The sequence below is a fragment of the Mucilaginibacter sp. L196 genome (genome assembly GCF_009765905.1).
Lineage (GTDB): Bacteria > Bacteroidota > Bacteroidia > Sphingobacteriales > Sphingobacteriaceae > Mucilaginibacter.
Window position 1 is genome coordinate 321,420 of record NZ_LMUO01000011.1, and the last position, 18,463, is coordinate 339,882.

Here is an 18,463-nt window from a genome sequence, read left to right on the forward strand (position 1 = left end):
GGTTTGCAGAACACGTTTCAGTTAAAATTAAGCCCCCTCTAATCTCCCCCGGCAGGGGAGACTTTTCTCTCAAACGCCCTTCCTACCGGGGAGGGTTGGGTGGGGCTATTAATCCTTAACCGAGATTAAATTACAAATAATAAAGATCTTAAGATGCATTTAAGTTTTCAACATACACACATTATTTAACAGCGGACTATACAAGTGCCTGATAATAAATGTAAACCATTTTGTGGCAAGCGGTGAGTTGATAATAAATTGCCTTAAAGATTTTTACCTTTGACAAAAGTAACCATTATGAGCATCGATATAACAAAAATTCTGAACCATTTACATATAAACGACATTAATGAGGCGTTTAGTACGGGCAGTAATTGGGGAAGTAGTGCCAATTCAGCTGTAAAAGATGTGTTATCGCCGGTTGACGGTAAAAAGATCGCATCGGTAAAATTCGCTACGGATAGCGATTATAACCACGTTGTTGAAACCGCCGCAAAAGCCTTCAAAAGCTGGCGTACTGTACCCGCGCCAAAGCGTGGCGAAATAGTTAGGGAGATAGGCGAATCGTTACGTGCTAATAAGCATGAATTAGGCGCGTTGGTATCTTACGAGATGGGCAAAAGCTTACAGGAAGGTTACGGCGAAGTACAGGAAATGATTGATATTGCCGATTTCGCCGTAGGCCAGAGTCGCCAGTTATATGGTTTGACCATGCACTCCGAAAGACCGGAGCATCGCATGTATGAGCAATACCATCCACTTGGGATTGTAGGGATCATCTCAGCATTCAACTTCCCGGTTGCAGTTTGGAGCTGGAATGCCATGCTGGCTTGGGTTTGTGGTGATGTTTGTATCTGGAAACCATCTGAAAAAACACCATTAACGGCTATTGCCTGCCAGCATATAGCGCAAGCGGTATTTAAAAAACATAATATAGAAGAAGGTGTGTCATGCCTGGTTATCGGCGACCGCAATATCGGCGAACTGATGGCTAACGATACCCGTGTACCATTGATTTCAGCAACGGGCTCAACCCGCATGGGTAAAGCCGTAGGCGCTGCTGTAGGAGCTAGGTTAGGTAAAAGCTTACTGGAGCTTGGCGGCAATAATGCCATCATCATCAGTGAAAATGCTGATCTGGATACTTCATTAGTTGGCGCTGTATTTGGCGCAGTGGGTACTGCAGGCCAGCGGTGTACAAGTACACGCAGGCTCATCATCCACGAAAGTGTTTATGAGGCCTTTAAACAAAAATTGGTGAATGCTTACAAACAGATTCGCATTGGTGATCCGTTAGACGAAAACAATCATATGGGCCCGCTGATCGATCAGGACGCGGTGGCTTTATACTTGGATTCTATCGAAAAATGTAAGGCAGAAGGTGGTAAGTTTGCAGTAGAAGGCGGTAAGCTGGAAGGCGCGCAATATGCATCTGGCTGTTATGTAAAGCCTTGTATTGCCGAAGTGGAGAACAATTTTAAAATTGTGCAGCATGAAACATTTGCCCCGATACTTTATCTAATCAGGTATACAACATTAGATGAGGCTATAGCGTTACAAAACGGTGTTCCGCAGGGATTATCATCATCCATAATGACACTTAATTTGCGCGAGGCAGAACAATTTTTATCAAGCAGAGGTTCTGATTGCGGAATTGCTAACGTGAATATTGGTACATCGGGAGCAGAAATAGGCGGCGCTTTCGGTGGCGAAAAGGACACTGGTGGTGGTCGTGAGTCGGGCTCTGATGCATGGAAAGTTTATATGAGGCGACAAACCAACACCATAAACTATTCTGTTAAAGCGCCATTGGCACAGGGAATTAAATTTGATTTGTAAGCCCCCTCTAAATCTCCCCCGGAAGGGGAGACTTTATCTTAAGCCCTCCCTTCCGGGGAGGGTTTGGGTGGGGCTTGAACTAATAAACTATATATATTATATGCAGAAATTTAGCAAGTATGTTTTTGGCGCTACGCTTTGCGGCGCTTTGTTAATGAGTTTTGGGTCTATGGCGCAAATAGCACCGCCAACACCTCCTGCGGATCCGCCAAAAAACTGGCATACGATGGATTTGAGTACCGATGGTTTTTTCGGTATCAGTTTAAACCAGGCCTACATATTTGTTAAAGGCAAAAAAAGCAAAACTGTAGTGGTTGCTACCATTGATAGTGGTATTGATACCGCGCAAAAAGACCTACAGGGTATATTGTGGGTAAATCCAAAAGAGATCCCGGGCAATGGTATTGATGATGATGGCGATGGTTATGTAGATGATGTACATGGCTGGAACTTTTTAGGCGGTAAAAATGGTAAATGCGATTATACCGAAACAACCGAAGAGGTACGTGAATATGCTAAACTTCAAGGCAAGTATGCCAATTTAACTTCAGCACCTGCCGGGGATGAAAAAGGATATAATTACTGGTTGGTTGTTAAAGCTACACATGATTCAACCGTTAATAAATCATCTACAGAATTAAGTGAATTAAAACCGGAAATGAATGTACTGATGATTACCAATGGGTACATCAAAAGCGCGCTTAAATTAGGCACGGATGCTACGTTTGATATTCATGATCTGGACAAGGTACAAAGTAATAATGATACTGTTAACCGCAGTAAGTATGTTTGGAACATGGTTCTAACCCAGGAGGGCGGCGGCGCTACCACCAATGCGAAAGTATTAAAGGACCTGAGTGAATATTTAGAGAAATTAAACAACGATGTTAACCCTGATTTAAACTCCCGTAAGGAAATAGTAGGCGATAACCCAGATGTAATGGATGGCAAGCCTTATGGTAACAACATCCTGAAATATCCTGATGCTTCCCACGGTACAGGAGTAGCGGGGTTGATTGGCGCTAAACGTAATAATGGCTATGGTATTGATGGCGTGGCGGATAATGTGCGCATTATGTCGATAAAAGCCGTTCCTAATGGCGATGAGTATGATAAGGATATTGCCAATGCTATCCGTTTCGCGGTAGATCATGGTGCTAAGGTGATCAACATGAGTTTCGGTAAAAAAATATCACCCCATAAAGATTGGGTTGATGCGGCTATGAAATATGCCGCTGACAAAGATGTGTTACTGGTACAGGCATCTGGTAATGATAACCAAAACATTGATGATAAACCGGAGTTCCCTAATAACCATTTCCTGGATGGAACGACCAGCGATAATTTAATCAGTGTTGATGCTTCTGCATGGAAACAGGACACTACCCTAGCTGCAAACTTTACTAATTATGGAAAAAATACCGACCTGTTTGCTCCTGGTGTTAAAGTGACTTCAATTGATGAAGACGCAGAATTCAACACCGCCGACGGTACCAGCTTTGCCTCGCCAATAACAGCAGGTATTGCAGCGTTGATATTAGAGTACTATCCAAAATTAACAGCAGCTCAGGTGAAAGAAGCGATTTTGGCTTCGGCAACTCCGTTAAAAGGTGTTATGGTTTACAAACCGGGTACACATGATCTGGTTGATTTTACAACCCTGTCAAAAACCGGCGGTGTGGTAAATGCATACAAAGCCTTAGAAATAGCCTCAAAAATGAAGGGCGAGCGCAAAAAGAATGATTAAATAGTTTATTTAAACTTCGTAAGTTTCTTATTGAAGATAAAAGAAGCCTGCAGGTATCACTTTGCGGGCTTTGTTTTTTTGTCATTCTGAGCGGAGCGAAGAATCTATCCGTTATACATGGCGCAAATGCCTATCGATAGATTCTTCGCTTCGCTCAGAATGACAGAGAATTATTGATTGTTAAAAAGATAATCCAACACAGTACCTGGCTTATGTGCCGCTTCTGTATCATATCTCCAGGTGAGTTTATAAAGTGGGGATATTTTGTTATCTATTTCCTGTTTAACTTCAGCACTCATGGGTGCCAATAAACCAGTCATCTGTATCCGGTGTGGTATATCGGCGCTAATTTTAGGGGTGATGTCCCATAAATCACGAAACTCTTTTATCCGCAAGTAAAGGTTTGTAAACATGTAATGAAACCAGAAATAAGGGTACACCTTTAATGTATTAGTTACAAAAGCGCTGAACCATACCTGTGTATTTAATTTTTGCAGTCTCTTGTTCAAAAACTTCCAACCCGAATTTTCAATAAATTTAAGGTGAGGGTTTTCCTGCCAATATAAATTTACCATGTTTTGGTACGTGCTGGCTATGTAATTATACTTGTTGCAGGCAATAAACCAGCTCGATAGCATTCTGTCGGCCCCCGGTCTGTCAAAAGCAAAAAAACCGGATTGCATATTATCATACAACCACTCATCTAAGGGCTTCATACAAAAACAGGTAGCATCAACCCATATGCCACCGTGTTTAGCAAGTAAATTTATTCGTAATATATCCGATAAGGCTTGTTTGGTTATCCCATCAGTAAATGCAGGAATATATTCGCCGATACTCTGCTCATCCAATAAGATAAGTTCCCAGTCAGGGTTATGTTTAATCCAGGAATCATAACATTTTTTTACTACTAAAGGTGCGTTATCAAGCCCTTGCAGCCACAAAAACCATATTTTTTTAGGTAGATTATTGTCCAATTGAGGTAAAATTTTGTGTGCTAATATATAAAAAATCAAGTCGCTGTCATTGTGGGTAATGAAGTAATCGCAGGGGAAAATAGCCGTCTTATATGATTCGTAATTGCTTCGTTACACAGAACAGCATAATGGGGATTAAATAAAAAAATCAATACCCATCGCCACTAATTGTTTTTAACGCATCATTCCCTATATTTGCGCGGTTAAATTTTTTTTAATACGATGAGAGAAATACAATTCAGAGAAGCGCTTCGTGAAGCAATGCAAGAAGAGATGCGCAACGATCAAAACATATACCTTATGGGTGAAGAGGTTGCCGAATACAATGGCGCCTATAAAGTGAGCCAGGGTATGCTGGATGAATTTGGCGCTAAACGCGTTATTGATACTCCTATCTCTGAATTAGGTTTCGCGGGTATCGGTATAGGTTCAGCTATGAATGGCCTGCGTCCTATCATCGAGTTCATGACCTTTAACTTTTCACTGGTAGCTATCGATCAGATCATTAACGGCGCGGCTAAAATCATGTCGATGAGTGGTGGCCAGTTCTCTGTGCCTATCGTGTTCCGTGGCCCAACAGGTAATGCGGGTATGCTAAGCTCACAGCACAGCCAGTGTTTCGAGAACTGGTATGCTAACTGCCCGGGATTGAAAGTGGTTGTACCATCAAACCCTGCAGATGCAAAAGGTTTACTAAAATCAGCTATTATTGATCCAGATCCGGTTATTTTCATGGAGTCAGAATTAATGTATGGTGATAAAGGCGAAGTTCCTGAAGAAACTTATTATATACCATTGGGTAAAGCTAAAGTAGTATCTGAAGGTACCGATGTAACTTTAGTAGGCTTTGGTAAAATAATGAAAGTGGTTATTGCCGCTGCTGCCGAATTGGCAAAAGAAGGTATCCATGCAGAAGTAATTGACTTACGTACAGTTCGCCCTATCGATTACGAAACGGTGATCAATTCAGTTAAAAAAACTAACCGTTTGGTAATAGTTGAAGAAAGCTGGCCTTTAGGTTCAATTGCTACCGAGGTTGCGTTCAAAGTACAGAAAGACGCGTTTGATTATCTTGATGCTCCAGTATTGCGCATCATGGGTGGCGACGTTCCATTGCCGTATGCTCCAACTTTGATCCAGGAATACCTGCCAAACCCTGAAAGGGTGATCAAAGCGGTAAAAGAAGTTATGTATGTAACTAAATAGTTTGCCCTAATACAAACTCTCCCGCAAGGGAGAAAATATATACAAAACGAAGCCTGCTATATGCAGGCTTTATTATTTTATAGATGTTTTTTACCGCTTGTCATTCTGAGCGGAGCGAAGAATCTAATAACTTTGCTCAACACTTTGCACAACGGATAGATTCTTCGCTGCGCTCAGAATGACAAGGTTGAAGACTAATCAAGAATTTCCAGCAACTCATTCAACTCCGCAACCTTTTCCGGTGAGCCTAAATGCTCATAAGCGCTAATGAGATTACGTAATACCCTTTTGATGATCTCGGTATTAGAGCAAGGTTCATAAAATTGCTTGTCATACTTCACATTCAGCTGTTTTAAAAACATGTCCACATCCCGGCGACCGAATATTAAACCTTTGTTAAAGGCATTAATATAAAACAGTACCCCCCCTTCAAACTCGCTTTGTCGACTTTCATCCATATAGGCCAAAATAAAATGCTGCGGCAGGTTTACACCATAAACTGGTATATCCAGTTTTTGGGCGATGATGGAATAGATAATAGCCAACGAAATCTGGTTGCCTTTTTTTGTTTCTAAAACCTGACTCAAATAGCTGTTTTGCGGGTCGAGGTGATTAGCGGTATTGCCACTGAACCCATAAATACTATAAAATACGTGGTTGATCAGTTTGATTTGCTCAGGCGGGCTGGACTCGTTCATCATCTGTATCCAAATATCCCGCTTAATAGCTTCTATCTGGTTAATTACCTTCTGCTCGTCCAGATCGGGGTATTGATAACGGTTCATGATGAGTATACCTTGTAGCAAGTCAAAAGCGCCGCTATGCTGCCAAAGCCGCAGATCGTTTTTTAAAATATCAAATTGAATCTCATGTACCAGGTTAGCTATGCGTTCCTGCTGTATAGGGTCAAAAGCTTCGCCGAATGCTGTTTCCAGGTAATCGATCACTTCACTCCCATACGACAACAATTTTTCGTGTACATGGTTGTATATTTCCTGGTCGGGGTCGTCCAGCAAGCGTATTAGTGAATTTACCTCTGTTTCATTTATCATGCTTAATGCTAAAATACTAAAGTTTATATATTTTTACAACCATGTTCAATATAAGGTTTGCTAAAGATTACCTTTCGCATCGTTTCCACGCTAAAAGCCGTCACGGCACCCATTCTCCCTTTGTATACCGACTGGTTGATACTATTATTTACGATAAATCACCTAAAAAAGTATATACCGAAGTGGAAAGCATCCGCCAAGATTTACTTACTAATGACAACACCATTACCATACTGGATTTAGGTGCTGGTTCGCATGTAAATAATAATCGCCAGAAGAAAATAAGTAATATAGCCGCTCATGCGCTTAAACCACCTAAGATGGCGCAGCTACTCTATCGCCTGGTAGCTGATCTGCAACCGGAAAATATTATAGAACTGGGTACTTGTCTTGGTGTAACCAGCATCTACCTGCAAAAAGCTGCGCCGCAGGCAAAAGTATATACATTGGAAGGTTCACCCGAAACTGCCGCGGTTGCACAGGCGACATTTGATAAAGCCAATTTAAATAACATTGAACTGATTATAGGCAATTTTGATGATACGCTGCCGGGTATTATTAACAGCTTAGATAAACTGGATTTTATGTTTGTAGATGGCAACCATCAAAAGGATGCTACCCTAAAATACTTCAATTGGTGCCTGCCGAAAGTACACGAAGATACTATGCTGATCTTCGATGATATTTATTGGAGCGAGGGCATGAAAGAAGCCTGGGACGAGATAAAAGCCCATCCGCAGGTAAAAGTAACTATTGATCTGTTTTGGATAGGATTAGTATTCTTTAAATCAGGGCAGGCGAAGGAAGATTTTTTGATAAAGACTGTCTGAACTAGGATTAAACGGATTTATACGATTAACAGGATAAGATTCTAACAAATGATTAACGATGCGCTGACACATAAAATTATTAGCTGTGCAATGCAAGTGCATTCTACATTAGGGAATGGCTTTCAGGAGGTGATATATCAAAGAGCATTAGAGATTGAGTTTGCACAGCAAGGTGTTTTATTTGAAAGAGAAAAAGATATGCTTATTTTTTATCGTCAAATAGAAATTGGTACTCGCAGGGTAGACTTTTTCGTGGAAAACTTAATTATGGTTGAACTTAAAGCTATAATTAATCTTGAAGATGTGCATTTAGCTCAGGCAATAAATTATCTTGAAGCCTATAATATGCAAATAGGATTATTAATTAATTCGGAAGCCAATCTTTAACATTTAAACGGCTATACAATAAAAAATACAATCCTATCTAAACCGGGGTAAATCAAACATCCTGAAAATTCTATAAATCCGTTTAATCCCGGTTCAGACAACTTAGAATGCTTCCCCCAGAGCTATATAAAATCCTTGCTCCCTTGGCTCACCCGCAGGTTTTTCGCCGAAACCGTAATCAGCACGTATACTTAAGCCTTTTTGCAGGTCAAAAAAGTAGCGTAAGCCACCACCATAGTTTGGCTTTAACTGACTTGCGCTAAACGAGCTATTTGCTACTTCACCTGTGCCTAAAAATCCAACCAGGCCAAAGCGTTCATCAATACGGTAGCGTAGTTCTGCTTGTCCGGCTATTAGGTTACGGTCGCGGTAGCGGCCGGTATAGTAACCACGCATCAGCGCATCATTACCAAGTTGTGGTAATAAATAAAAAGGAGATGCGCCGCCAATTAAGCTTTGCTCTTTAACATCCAACCCTAAAACCAGCTTCTTTTGCAGCAAAAAGAATTGCGAATAATCAAAGTTGAAAAATCCACCGGTATAACCGCTGTTACTATAAACCCCTTGTGTTAAATTTAAATAAGTATTTACAATAATACCCTTAGTAGTATAGGTATTGTTATTACGGCTGTCGAAAGTTAAAACCGGGCCGGTAGTAAGGTTTGAGCCACCGCTTGGATCTTGAATTGCAGGATCGTTTTTTAATATTGTGTTTTCGTTCTGTGGGTCGGAATGGTAATAATATTTAAAGCCACCGGCATTAAAACCCGCGTAAAAATACTTTGCAATTAATGCTTGCGCGGTAATAATAACCCGTGTGCGTTTTTCATCAACCAGTTCCTCATTAGCTTTTTTTGTGTTGTTGCCTATTCCGTAAAAATCAAAAGGGAAATTGTAAAAGCTCATATTGGCAGTGTAATGCCAGGTGTTTTGTGGTTCCCAATAACTGGCATTAAGGCTTACCTTTTCCTGCGCTTTGGTAGTCAGGCTGGCATAACCATATATACTGGATACCCGCGTAATACTATGCTTTACCGTATCGGTATAAAAAGAAAATAAGGACGCTCCGCCAAATTCAAACCCCGTTTCGGGTGACGAAGCAATCGCAGGAACGACAACAAAATTGCTTTTTTTAGTACTATCCTTATCCAGATACATCTTCCGGAAGAATTTCTTGGCAAAACTTTCCTGGGCAAATAGGGGTTGGTAAGTACTTAAAGTGAGTATAAATAGAAGTGCAAGATATTTCTTCATAGAGGGTTTTCAAAGATAGAATTTTTTTCATCCCGACCCCTTTGCAGCATATTAGAAAATTGTTAAAAGTATTAACCGTTGCACGATTTACCTGCAATTATTAAAAATTAATATCTTCATCACCATAAACCGGTATAAGCCAATACAATTTAATAACAATGGGTAATAAACAATCAGCACCGAAAGCTGCGCCTGAAAATAATCAGCCTGGTGGTAAAAAGCTGCTTCTTTTTAAATGGCTATCGATTCTGACACCCTTCCTTTTTTTGATTTTGTTGGAAATCGTACTCCAGATATTCGAGTACGGCCATAACACCGACCTGTTTGTTAAATATCCGCCAAATGGGAATTACATGGTGATGAATTACTATGCGTCCGACAAGTTTTTTCCCGATACACTGGATGCAACCAAAGGTAATCAGGAGATTTTCGCTATTAATAAAGCACCTAATACTTTCCGGATATTTGTACTGGGTGAGTCGACTACACTAGGGTTTCCTTTCCGTCCTAATGGCTCATTCCATCGCTGGCTGCAATATAGGTTGATGCATATGTACCCGGATAAGAATTTTGAGATTATCAATTTGTCGTTAACCGCGGTTAACTCCTATACAGTACTCGATTTTGGTAAGCAGCTGGCACAATATCAACCTGATGCAGTACTAATTTATACAGGCCATAACGAATATTACGGGGCATTGGGTGTAGGGTCAACCACGTATGTAGGTAGTAACCGTTTCTTGCTGCAAACGCTTGTTAAATTGCGGGAACTTAAAGTGGTGCAGCTATTTAATAACTTCATTAAAAAGGTAGTTGCGGTATTCGCCAAAAAGCCAACCGGTGATCGCCAATCGCTAATGGAAGATATGGCCGCGCGCCAGCATATTAAATATGGCTCGGCCGATTACCAGGCAGGTATTAATCAGTTTGATGAAAATATGACTGAATTGTGCCGCACGCTAAATGATGAAAAGATCCACGTGTTTTTAAGTAACGTTGTGAGCAATGAAAAAGATCTGCCACCCTTTATTTCCGAAGGTAATGGTCCCGGATCAGCAAACTGGAATTATGCGCAAGGTCAGCTTGCTTATAAGGACTCAAGCTTTGATAAGGCCAAACAATATTTTGATAAAGCACGGGAGCTGGATGAACTACGTTTCCGTGCGCCGGAAGCGATCAATACTTCCATAAGTAAAATTACCTCCCAATTTCCCTACGTTCATTTGGTTGATTCTAAAAGCATATTTGAGAAATACTCTCCGCATGGCATATTAGGTTCAGAAACTATCGAGGAGCATGTGCATCCTGATCTATTAGGTTATGCAATCATGTCCGAAGCATTTTATCAGGCCATGCAAAAACAAAAACTCATCAAATTTAAGCCTGAACGCGAAATTACCTTTGAGCAATTACAACAGGAAATGCCCATTACCAAACTTGATACCTTAAACGGCAAGTATCAAATGATCATGCTGAAAACCCAATGGCCGTTTAACCAACCAATATCAAAACAATTTAAGGTTGAAAACAGCATTGAAGGTACATTAGCTACCAAAGTAGCACTAGGCCATACCGGGTGGACAAATGCCATGGGCGCATTATTTCGATACGATCAAAAAAACAATTACAATGCAGGCGCTTTAAAGGTTGCGGAAGCGATGGTGCTGCAATATCCGGTTGACGAAGATTTTTACAATTATGCCGGTAATCTAAATGAAGTAATGAAAAATTACGGGCAAGCAGCATTTTACTATCGCAAACTATTTATGCTGAATAATAATCCGCAGGTTGCGCAACAAGTATACCAGCTTTATCTGAAAGCGGGCGATTCTGCTAATGCCGCTAAGTTTAAGCAATACGTGCAATAAAATATACATCGTCATTGCGAGGAACGAAGCAATGACGATGTGGAAGAAGATATCCCAGCCCTTAATTTTTTCTTTTCAAACACTTAATTCCCTTATTTCCCTACTTTTGCAGCTCGACAACAAAAAATAACTATGAGCACTACAAGAGGACCTATATCTCAGTTTATTGAAAGAAATTACCTGCATTTTAACGCAGCCGCGTTGATGGATGCAGCCAAAGGCTACGAAACGCATTTGCTTGAAGGCGGCAAAATGATGGTAACCTTAGCCGGAGCCATGAGTACCGCCGAATTGGGTATTTCGCTTGCCGAGATGATCCGCGAAGGTAAGATTGACATTATTTCCTGCACCGGTGCCAACCTGGAAGAGGACATCATGAATCTGGTAGCGCATTCGCATTATAAACGCGTACCGCATTACCGTGATCTGAGCCCGCAGGATGAATGGGATTTGTTAGAGAATCACTATAACCGTGTAACAGATACTTGTATCCCGGAGGAAGAAGCATTCCGTCGTTTACAAAAACACATCCATAAATTATGGAAAGATGCTGATACCGCAGGTGAGCGTTATTTTCCACATGAGTACATGTACAAAATGTTGCTAAGTGGCGATTTGGAGCAATACTACGAGATTGATCCAAAAAACTCATGGATGCTGGCTGCTGCCGAAAAGAATTTACCGATTGTTGTACCGGGATGGGAAGACTCAACCATGGGTAACATCTTCGCGTCATACCTTATAAAAGGTGAGCTTAAAGCTACTACCATGAAGAGTGGTATTGAATACATGGCATGGCTTGCTGATTGGTATGTGAAAAACTCATCAGGTAAAGGAATCGGTTTCTTCCAGATAGGTGGGGGGATTGCCGGTGATTTCCCGATTTGTGTTGTGCCGATGCTGTATCAGGATATGGAAATGCCTGAGATCCCATTCTGGAGTTACTTCTGCCAAATATCTGATTCAACAACCTCTTACGGTTCATACTCAGGGGCGGTACCAAACGAGAAGATTACCTGGGGTAAATTAGATATTGATACACCAAAATTTATTGTGGAATCTGACGCGACTATAGTTGCGCCTTTGATTTTCGCCTGGTTATTAAAACAATAATCTTTTTTAGGATTTGTTGCGTTGAGGATGCTGAATTAAATGTTTATTTATAAATAATTGATATTTAATAGCATCCTCAACTTTTTTGAAGCGAAAATCCCCCGTTTTTTTCACCCTGTTTTTATTAAGTTTTTACAGTAAAAATTATTTATTTAGAATAATTATAAATTAAGTTTTACTGTCATTTATTTGTCAGCCATTGTTTAATAAATTATACTTTTGTGGCTGAAAATGTGGAACTGACAACCTGTCCACCTTTTGTTTAATACATTAAATAAAGAATTATTCAGCATAAATACACCTTATGAGAAATATCTCATTGATTTTCAAGCAATTTTCAAAAGCGGTATTGTTAACTGCCGGTTTTGCAATTTTGGGATTTTCTGCTCACGCACAAGGAGACGCTACTAAAGGCGAGGCCCTATTTAAGGCCAATTGTACAACGTGTCACAAAATCGAGTCGCAATTAATAGGCCCTGCATTGGGTCCGTTGGTTACTGCCGAAACTGATGACAAGTGGCTAATCAAGTGGGTGCAGAACAATCAGGCTTTAATTGCAGCCAAAGACCCAAAAGCATTAAAAATTTATAACCAGTTTAACCAACAGGGCATGACCGTTTTCGGTAGCCTTAGCGATGCCGATGTAACTAACATCTTAGCTTATATCCGCGCTGATTGGAAAACTCAACAAGCTGCTGCTCCTGCGGCAGGTGCACCCGGTGCATCCGGAGCAACTGCCGATTCAGGCCCAAGTAGTTTGGTGATCTGGGGTTTGTTAGGCGTTATCGTTGTAGCTTTTATAGTTATAATGGTGTTAAACAAAGTAATAGGCACCTTAGAGCGCCTGTTATTAAGAGGCAAAGGAATTATACTTGAGGACGAAGTTGAAACTGAAGACGGTGTAGCGAAAGTTCCTGTTGATAAAATGGCGGGCCTTAAACACCTTGCTAAAAACAAGAAGTTTATATTCTTCGTGATCCTTTGTGGTACTATCGCTTGTGGAAGCTGGACATGGGTTACACTTTGGAATACCAACGTTCATACAGGTTATCAGCCAGAGCAACCAATCCATTTCCCGCATGACTTGCATGCCGGCGTTATGAAAATTGACTGCCAGTACTGTCACTCAGGTGCGTACAAGTCTAAAAACGCCACTATCCCATCGTTAAATATCTGTATGAACTGTCATAAAGTAGTTAAACAGGATTCTAAGGAGATACAAAAAATATATGCTGCTTTAGGTTACGATCCTAAAACACAGAAATATGACAGTACCAAATCAAGGCCAATTCAATGGGTAAGGGTACACAACTTGCCTGACTTGGTATACTTCAACCACTCACAACACGTGAAGGTTGGTGGTATCAAATGCCAAACTTGCCATGGCCCGGTACAAACTATGAAAGAAATTTACCAATACTCACCGCTTACTATGAAATGGTGTGTACAATGCCACAAACGTACAGAGGTTGACTTTAGTAAAGCCGGACACAAAGGAAATGCTTACTATGATAACATGATAGCTGTTCACGATCGCATCAAACGCGGCGAGAAAGTTACCGAGGCATCAATGGGTGGTATTGAGTGCGGTAAGTGTCACTACTAATATTTAGAGATTAAGAACTTAGCAATTACAGTTTATATAGCTTAAATGGACAGCAATAAAAAATACTGGAAAGGTTTAGAAGAACTGAACAAAACGCCAGAATTTGTTGAGAAAAATAAACATGAATTCGCAGAGCCGATTCCGGTGGAAGAGGTTTTAGAAGGCGGTAGTTTATTTGGTAAAACTCCCCGTCGCGACTTTTTAAAGGCCCTTGGCTTTGGAGTAGGTGCGGTTACCCTGGCCGCTTGTCAAAAAGTGCCGGTTCATAAATCAATTCCTTACTTAATTAAACCTGAGGAGATAACTCCGGGTGTGGCAAACTACTATTCATCATCTTATGATGGCCATGCTATTTTGGTTAAAACACGTGAAGGTCGCCCTATCAAAATTGAAGGTAACCCTAACGATCTTTTGTCAAAAGGTGGTTTAAGTGGGCAGGCACAGGCATCGGTATTGGATCTTTATGATTCAAACCGCACCCAGAACCCGAAACAAGATGGCGCAGAGGTTGATTGGGATAGCATCGACTCCTTTATTAAAGGTGAGCTTTCTGCAATTAAAGCAGGTGGCAAAAAAATCGCTATCGTTACATCAACTATCAATAGCCCTTCAACATTAGCAGTAATTGCTGATTTTATCGCGGCTTACCCAACAGCAAAACACATTACTTATGATGCGGTATCATATACCGGTATCATCCAGGCAAATCAAAATAGTTTTGGTAAAGCAGTATTGCCTCACTACAACTTTGATCAGGCTGATGTAATTGTAAGCTTTGGCGCCGATTTCTTAGGTACATGGATCTCTCCAACCGAGTTTATCGGTCAGTACGTTAAAAATCGGAACAACAAATCGCTGCAAAGCAAAAAAATGTCTCGCCACATTCAGTTTGAAAGCGGAATGAGCAACACCGGTTCAAACGCCGATGTTCGCATCCCTATCAAACCATCTGAAGAAGGCATTGCGTTAATCAACTTATACAATGCTATCTCTGGTACTACCTTACCGGGATCAAAAAAATTAGATAATCTTCCTGCTGAAAACGCTATCGCGGTAGCAGCAGCAGAATTGAAAGCCGCTAAAGGTAAAGCTTTGGTAGTTGCAGGATCTAACGATGTTGCGATTCAAACTTTAGTTAACAGCATTAACAGCTTGTTAGGTGCTTATGGTACTATTATTGATTTGGATAACGCTTCAAATCAGTTTGCTGGTAACGATGCTGAGTTTGTTGAATTGGTAAGCGATATGAACAATGGCGCGGTTGACGCGGTATTCTTCCTGGATGCTAACCCTGCTTACGATTATCATAACCCGAATGCGATTAAAGCTGCTTTGAAAAAAGTTCGTTTAAGAGTATCATTCGCAAGAAATAACGAAGAAACTGCTGCACTTTGTAACATCATCGCACCAAACCATTACTATTTAGAGTCATGGGGTGATAGCAATTCATTGGCCGGTTACTACACTGTAGTACAGCCAACCATTAACCCGGTTTACAACACCCGCCAGGCTGAAACTAGCTTATTGGCATGGAGTAATGGTACATTTAAAGAATATTACGCTTACGTAAGAGATAATTGGGATAAAAAATTACTTGCCTTAGGTGGCCTAACAGGCTTAAAAGGTTGGGAAACTTTATTACAAACTGGTTATGTTAAAGGTGCTGATAAAACAGCCACTGCATACACAACCAACCATGATCTTACTGCAGCGGCTCAGATCATATTAGCACACAGCGCCGAACTTGCAGCCGGTAAAGTTGAATTACAGCTTTATCAATCAATAGCGATGCGTGATGGTAAACGTGCCAACAATCCTTGGTTACAAGAGTTGCCTGATCCGGTTTCTAAAGTTACCTGGGAAAACTTCGCGGCTTTATCACCGGTATACGCTAAGAGCTTAGGCTTGGAGCAAGGTGATGTGATTAAGATCACTGCAAATGGTTACACTATTGCTTTACCTGTGTTATTGCAACCAGGCCAGGCGCAAGGTACTATATCAGTAGCAGTAGGTTATGGTCGTACATTAGCAGGCCCGGTAGGTGAGAATGTTGGACAGAACGCGTTTCCGTTCAATACCTTCCGTAACGGTGCTTTCATCGGCACAGCGGTAGCTACGATTGAAAAAACAGATGATCAGTCTGAATTAGCTCAAACACAAACACACCATTCATACGAAGGTCGTAACAGCATCATTCGCGAAACTACTTTCACTGAATACAAAAAGAATCCATACGCAGCGAGCGGACATTTTGATGAGCATAAAACCTACTCAATGTGGGACGAATATGATCATCCTACTTTCAACTGGGTAATGGCTATCGACCTTAATGCTTGTACCGGTTGCGGTGCCTGCGTTGTAGCTTGTAGCGCTGAAAATAATATCCCGGTTGTTGGTAAAGACGAAGTTCGCCGCCGCCGTGAAATGCACTGGATCCGTATTGATCGTTATTACAGCTTTAACAAAGGTGGTGATTTGATAACTAAGGAAAGTGAAATTAACCAGTTATCTGATGCTAATATGGACAATGTATCGGTTGTTTACCAACCAATGCTTTGCCAACACTGTGACCATGCGCCTTGCGAAACTGTTTGCCCGGTATTAGCTACCGTTCACTCATCAGAGGGTTTAAATATGATGGCTTACAATCGTTGCATCGGTACACGTTACTGCGCTAACAACTGCCCTTACAAAGTACGTCGCTTTAACTGGTTTAACTACTGGAATGATGCACGTTTTGATAACTACCTGCAAGGTGAGCATACACAATTAGTACTTAACCCTGATGTGGTAACACGTTTCCGTGGTGTTATGGAAAAATGTTCAATGTGTATACAACGTATACAAGCAGGTAAGCTGAAAGCTAAAATGGAAAAACGTTCTGTAAAAGACGGTGACATTAAAGTTGCTTGCCAGCAAACTTGCCCTGCTAACGCTATTATATTTGGTAACGTTAATGATCCAAACTCGGAAGTTGCGCAAGCATTGAAGAGCGAACGTACTTACTACGTATTGGAAGAGTTAAACACTCAACCAGGTGTAGGTTACCAGGTAAAAGTTAGAAACAGAACTGAATTAGAGGCTTAATTTAAAATAGAGATTTAATATATGTCATCTCATAATGAATCAATAATCAGGGAACCGTTAATTACGGGTAACAACATCACGTATGCTCAGATCACTGAGGATATATTGCGCCCTGTTGAAAAATTGCCCGGAAGAGCCTGGTGGATAGGATTTAGCGTTGCATCTATGGGTGCTACCCTATGGTTATTCGCGGTAAGTTATACTTTTTGGTATGGTATCGGATCATGGGGATTAAATAAAACAGTAGGCTGGGCCTGGGATATCACCGGTTTCGTGTGGTGGGTAGGTATTGGTCACGCTGGTACGCTTATCTCGGCAATCTTGTTGCTGTTCCGTCAAAAATGGCGTAACTCCATCAACCGGTCTGCCGAAGCGATGACCATCTTCGCGGTAATTTGCGCCGCCAGTTACATCGTGGCTCACATGGGCCGCCCTTGGATGGCAGTTTACTCATTACCATTACCAAACCAGTACGGTTCACTTTGGGTTAACTTTAACTCACCGCTGATCTGGGACGTATTCGCGATCTCCACATACTTTACGGTATCATTAGTATTCTGGTACACAGGTTTATTGCCTGATATCGCTACCATTCGTGATCGTGCTACCGGTCTTCGTCGTAAAATATATTCATTTATGTCTTTCGGCTGGACGGGCTCAGTAAAAACCTGGCAGCGTTTCGAAACCGTATCACTGATATTAGCAGGTATATCTACACCGCTGGTACTTTCGGTTCACTCCATCGTATCAATGGACTTTGCTACATCCCTTGAACCGGGATGGCATACAACCATTTTTCCTCCATACTTCGTTGCTGGTGCGATCTTCTCGGGTTTCGCCATGGTGCAAACGCTATTATTAATAGCGCGTAAAGTATTAGGGTTAGAGAACTACATCACCATGTTCCATATTGAGGCGATGAATAAGATCATCATCTTAACAGGATCAATAGTAATGGTGGCTTACTGTACTGAGTTCTTTATTGCTTACTACTCACAAGTAGAGTATGAGCAATACGCTTTCATTAACCGTTACTTCGGTCCGTATTGGTGGGCTAGTTGGTCAATGTTTTGCTGTAACTGTATTATCCCGCAAGTATTGTGGTTTAAAAAGGTTAGAACCAGCATCGCGGCAACATGGTTCCTGTCAATCATTATCAATATAGGTATGTGGTTTGAGCGTTTCGTAATTATCGTAACCTCATTACACCGCGACTTCCTGCCATCAAGCTGGGCAATGTTCTATCCAACATGGATCGACGTGAGCGTGTTTGTTGGATCGATAGGTGTGTTCTTTACCTTGTTCCTTTTATTCCTGCGGGTATTGCCTTCAATAGCAATCGCCGAAGTTAAATTGTTACTGAAAGGTTCAAGCGAGCAAGAGAAGAAGAAAATATTACAGAGCGGTCATATAGATGCCACACAAGGCGCATTCTATAAAGACGCGTTAACGAAGTTTGATGCAATTGATATTGCTGAATACGAAAAAGTATAAGTA

The 18,463-nt window shown here is 41.1% G+C and carries 13 protein-coding genes; 10 read left to right on the forward strand and 3 right to left on the reverse strand.

The features are described from left to right. The first annotated feature begins 297 nt into the window (after window positions 1–297). Together GSQ74_RS08945 and GSQ74_RS08950 are read left to right on the forward strand one after the other, a co-directional pair. Window positions 298–1,839, forward strand: coding sequence for an aldehyde dehydrogenase family protein (locus GSQ74_RS08945; RefSeq protein ID WP_158992338.1), 1,542 nt, complete (start codon window positions 298–300; stop codon window positions 1,837–1,839). Window positions 1,840–1,939: 100 nt separating this feature from the next. Beyond that, window positions 1,940–3,586, forward strand: a complete 1,647-nt coding sequence (locus GSQ74_RS08950; protein WP_158992340.1) for a S8 family serine peptidase — start codon at window positions 1,940–1,942, stop codon at window positions 3,584–3,586. Window positions 3,587–3,756: 170 nt separating this feature from the next. Here GSQ74_RS08950 and GSQ74_RS08955 read toward each other — a convergent pair whose 3' ends face one another. Then, window positions 3,757–4,602, reverse strand: a complete 846-nt coding sequence (locus tag GSQ74_RS08955; RefSeq protein WP_256366287.1) for a capsular polysaccharide synthesis protein — start codon at window positions 4,600–4,602, stop codon at window positions 3,757–3,759. A 183-nt stretch (window positions 4,603–4,785) separates the two neighbouring features. Between GSQ74_RS08955 and GSQ74_RS08960 the strand changes: the two genes are divergently transcribed. Next, entirely contained in the window at window positions 4,786–5,769 is a 984-nt protein-coding gene (locus GSQ74_RS08960) for a pyruvate dehydrogenase complex E1 component subunit beta (protein WP_158992344.1), read from the forward strand. A 194-nt stretch (window positions 5,770–5,963) separates the two neighbouring features. On the opposite strand, the gene GSQ74_RS08965 is transcribed toward GSQ74_RS08960, so the two are convergent. After that, complete coding sequence (locus GSQ74_RS08965) at window positions 5,964–6,821, reverse strand: transglutaminase-like domain-containing protein (protein WP_158992346.1); 858 nt, start codon at window positions 6,819–6,821, stop codon at window positions 5,964–5,966. A 41-nt stretch (window positions 6,822–6,862) separates the two neighbouring features. Between GSQ74_RS08965 and GSQ74_RS08970 the strand changes: the two genes are divergently transcribed. Together GSQ74_RS08970 and GSQ74_RS08975 are read left to right on the forward strand one after the other, a co-directional pair. Further along, the gene (locus GSQ74_RS08970) at window positions 6,863–7,651 is read left to right on the forward strand and encodes an O-methyltransferase (protein WP_158992348.1); all 789 of its coding nucleotides are present in this window, start codon (window positions 6,863–6,865) and stop codon (window positions 7,649–7,651) included. Between the two features lie 48 nt (window positions 7,652–7,699). Beyond that, window positions 7,700–8,038 carry a GxxExxY protein gene (locus tag GSQ74_RS08975; RefSeq protein WP_254060837.1) on the forward strand — a complete coding sequence of 113 codons (339 nt, stop codon included), beginning with the start codon at window positions 7,700–7,702 and terminating at the stop codon, window positions 8,036–8,038. Between the two features lie 102 nt (window positions 8,039–8,140). Here the strand turns inward: GSQ74_RS08975 and GSQ74_RS08980 are convergent, their stop codons facing one another. Further along, a complete protein-coding gene (locus GSQ74_RS08980) occupies window positions 8,141–9,292 on the reverse strand; it encodes a polymerase (RefSeq protein ID WP_158992350.1) in 1,152 nt (383 codons plus the stop codon). 158 nt (window positions 9,293–9,450) lie between these two features. Here GSQ74_RS08980 and GSQ74_RS08985 point away from each other — a divergent pair, with 158 nt between their 5' ends. The 5 genes from GSQ74_RS08985 to nrfD all read left to right on the forward strand — a co-directional run bounded on the left by GSQ74_RS08985 (window position 9,451) and on the right by nrfD (window position 18,460). After that, on the forward strand, window positions 9,451–11,160 hold the full coding sequence (locus GSQ74_RS08985; RefSeq protein WP_158992352.1) for a hypothetical protein: 1,710 nt from the start codon (window positions 9,451–9,453) through the stop codon (window positions 11,158–11,160). 132 nt (window positions 11,161–11,292) lie between these two features. Next, the gene (locus GSQ74_RS08990; protein WP_158992354.1) at window positions 11,293–12,273 is read left to right on the forward strand and encodes a deoxyhypusine synthase family protein; all 981 of its coding nucleotides are present in this window, start codon (window positions 11,293–11,295) and stop codon (window positions 12,271–12,273) included. 304 nt (window positions 12,274–12,577) lie between these two features. Next, entirely contained in the window at window positions 12,578–13,879 is a 1,302-nt protein-coding gene (locus tag GSQ74_RS08995; protein ID WP_158992356.1) for a c-type cytochrome, read from the forward strand. 45 nt (window positions 13,880–13,924) lie between these two features. Beyond that, entirely contained in the window at window positions 13,925–16,966 is a 3,042-nt protein-coding gene (locus GSQ74_RS09000) for a TAT-variant-translocated molybdopterin oxidoreductase (protein WP_158992358.1), read from the forward strand. A gap of 21 nt (window positions 16,967–16,987) precedes the next feature. After that, window positions 16,988–18,460: an NrfD/PsrC family molybdoenzyme membrane anchor subunit gene (nrfD, locus tag GSQ74_RS09005; protein ID WP_158992360.1), complete on the forward strand. Its 1,473-nt coding sequence runs from the start codon at window positions 16,988–16,990 to the stop codon at window positions 18,458–18,460. Window positions 18,461–18,463 lie beyond the last annotated feature (3 nt).

Excerpts from the sequence above, each read along its gene's own strand:
- GSQ74_RS08945 (WP_158992338.1), top strand. The coding sequence starts at position 298 with ATGAGCATCGATATAACAAAAATTCTGAACCATTTACATATAAACGAC.
- GSQ74_RS08950 (WP_158992340.1), top strand. The coding sequence starts at position 1,940 with ATGCAGAAATTTAGCAAGTATGTTTTTGGCGCTACGCTTTGCGGCGCT.
- GSQ74_RS08960 (WP_158992344.1), top strand. The coding sequence starts at position 4,786 with ATGAGAGAAATACAATTCAGAGAAGCGCTTCGTGAAGCAATGCAAGAA.
- GSQ74_RS08965 (WP_158992346.1), bottom strand. The coding sequence starts at position 6,821 with ATGATAAATGAAACAGAGGTAAATTCACTAATACGCTTGCTGGACGAC.
- GSQ74_RS08970 (WP_158992348.1), top strand. The coding sequence starts at position 6,863 with ATGTTCAATATAAGGTTTGCTAAAGATTACCTTTCGCATCGTTTCCAC.
- GSQ74_RS08975 (WP_254060837.1), top strand. The coding sequence starts at position 7,700 with ATGATTAACGATGCGCTGACACATAAAATTATTAGCTGTGCAATGCAA.
- GSQ74_RS08980 (WP_158992350.1), bottom strand. The coding sequence starts at position 9,292 with ATGAAGAAATATCTTGCACTTCTATTTATACTCACTTTAAGTACTTAC.
- GSQ74_RS08985 (WP_158992352.1), top strand. The coding sequence starts at position 9,451 with ATGGGTAATAAACAATCAGCACCGAAAGCTGCGCCTGAAAATAATCAG.
- GSQ74_RS08990 (WP_158992354.1), top strand. The coding sequence starts at position 11,293 with ATGAGCACTACAAGAGGACCTATATCTCAGTTTATTGAAAGAAATTAC.
- GSQ74_RS08995 (WP_158992356.1), top strand. The coding sequence starts at position 12,578 with ATGAGAAATATCTCATTGATTTTCAAGCAATTTTCAAAAGCGGTATTG.
- GSQ74_RS09000 (WP_158992358.1), top strand. The coding sequence starts at position 13,925 with ATGGACAGCAATAAAAAATACTGGAAAGGTTTAGAAGAACTGAACAAA.
- nrfD (WP_158992360.1), top strand. The coding sequence starts at position 16,988 with ATGTCATCTCATAATGAATCAATAATCAGGGAACCGTTAATTACGGGT.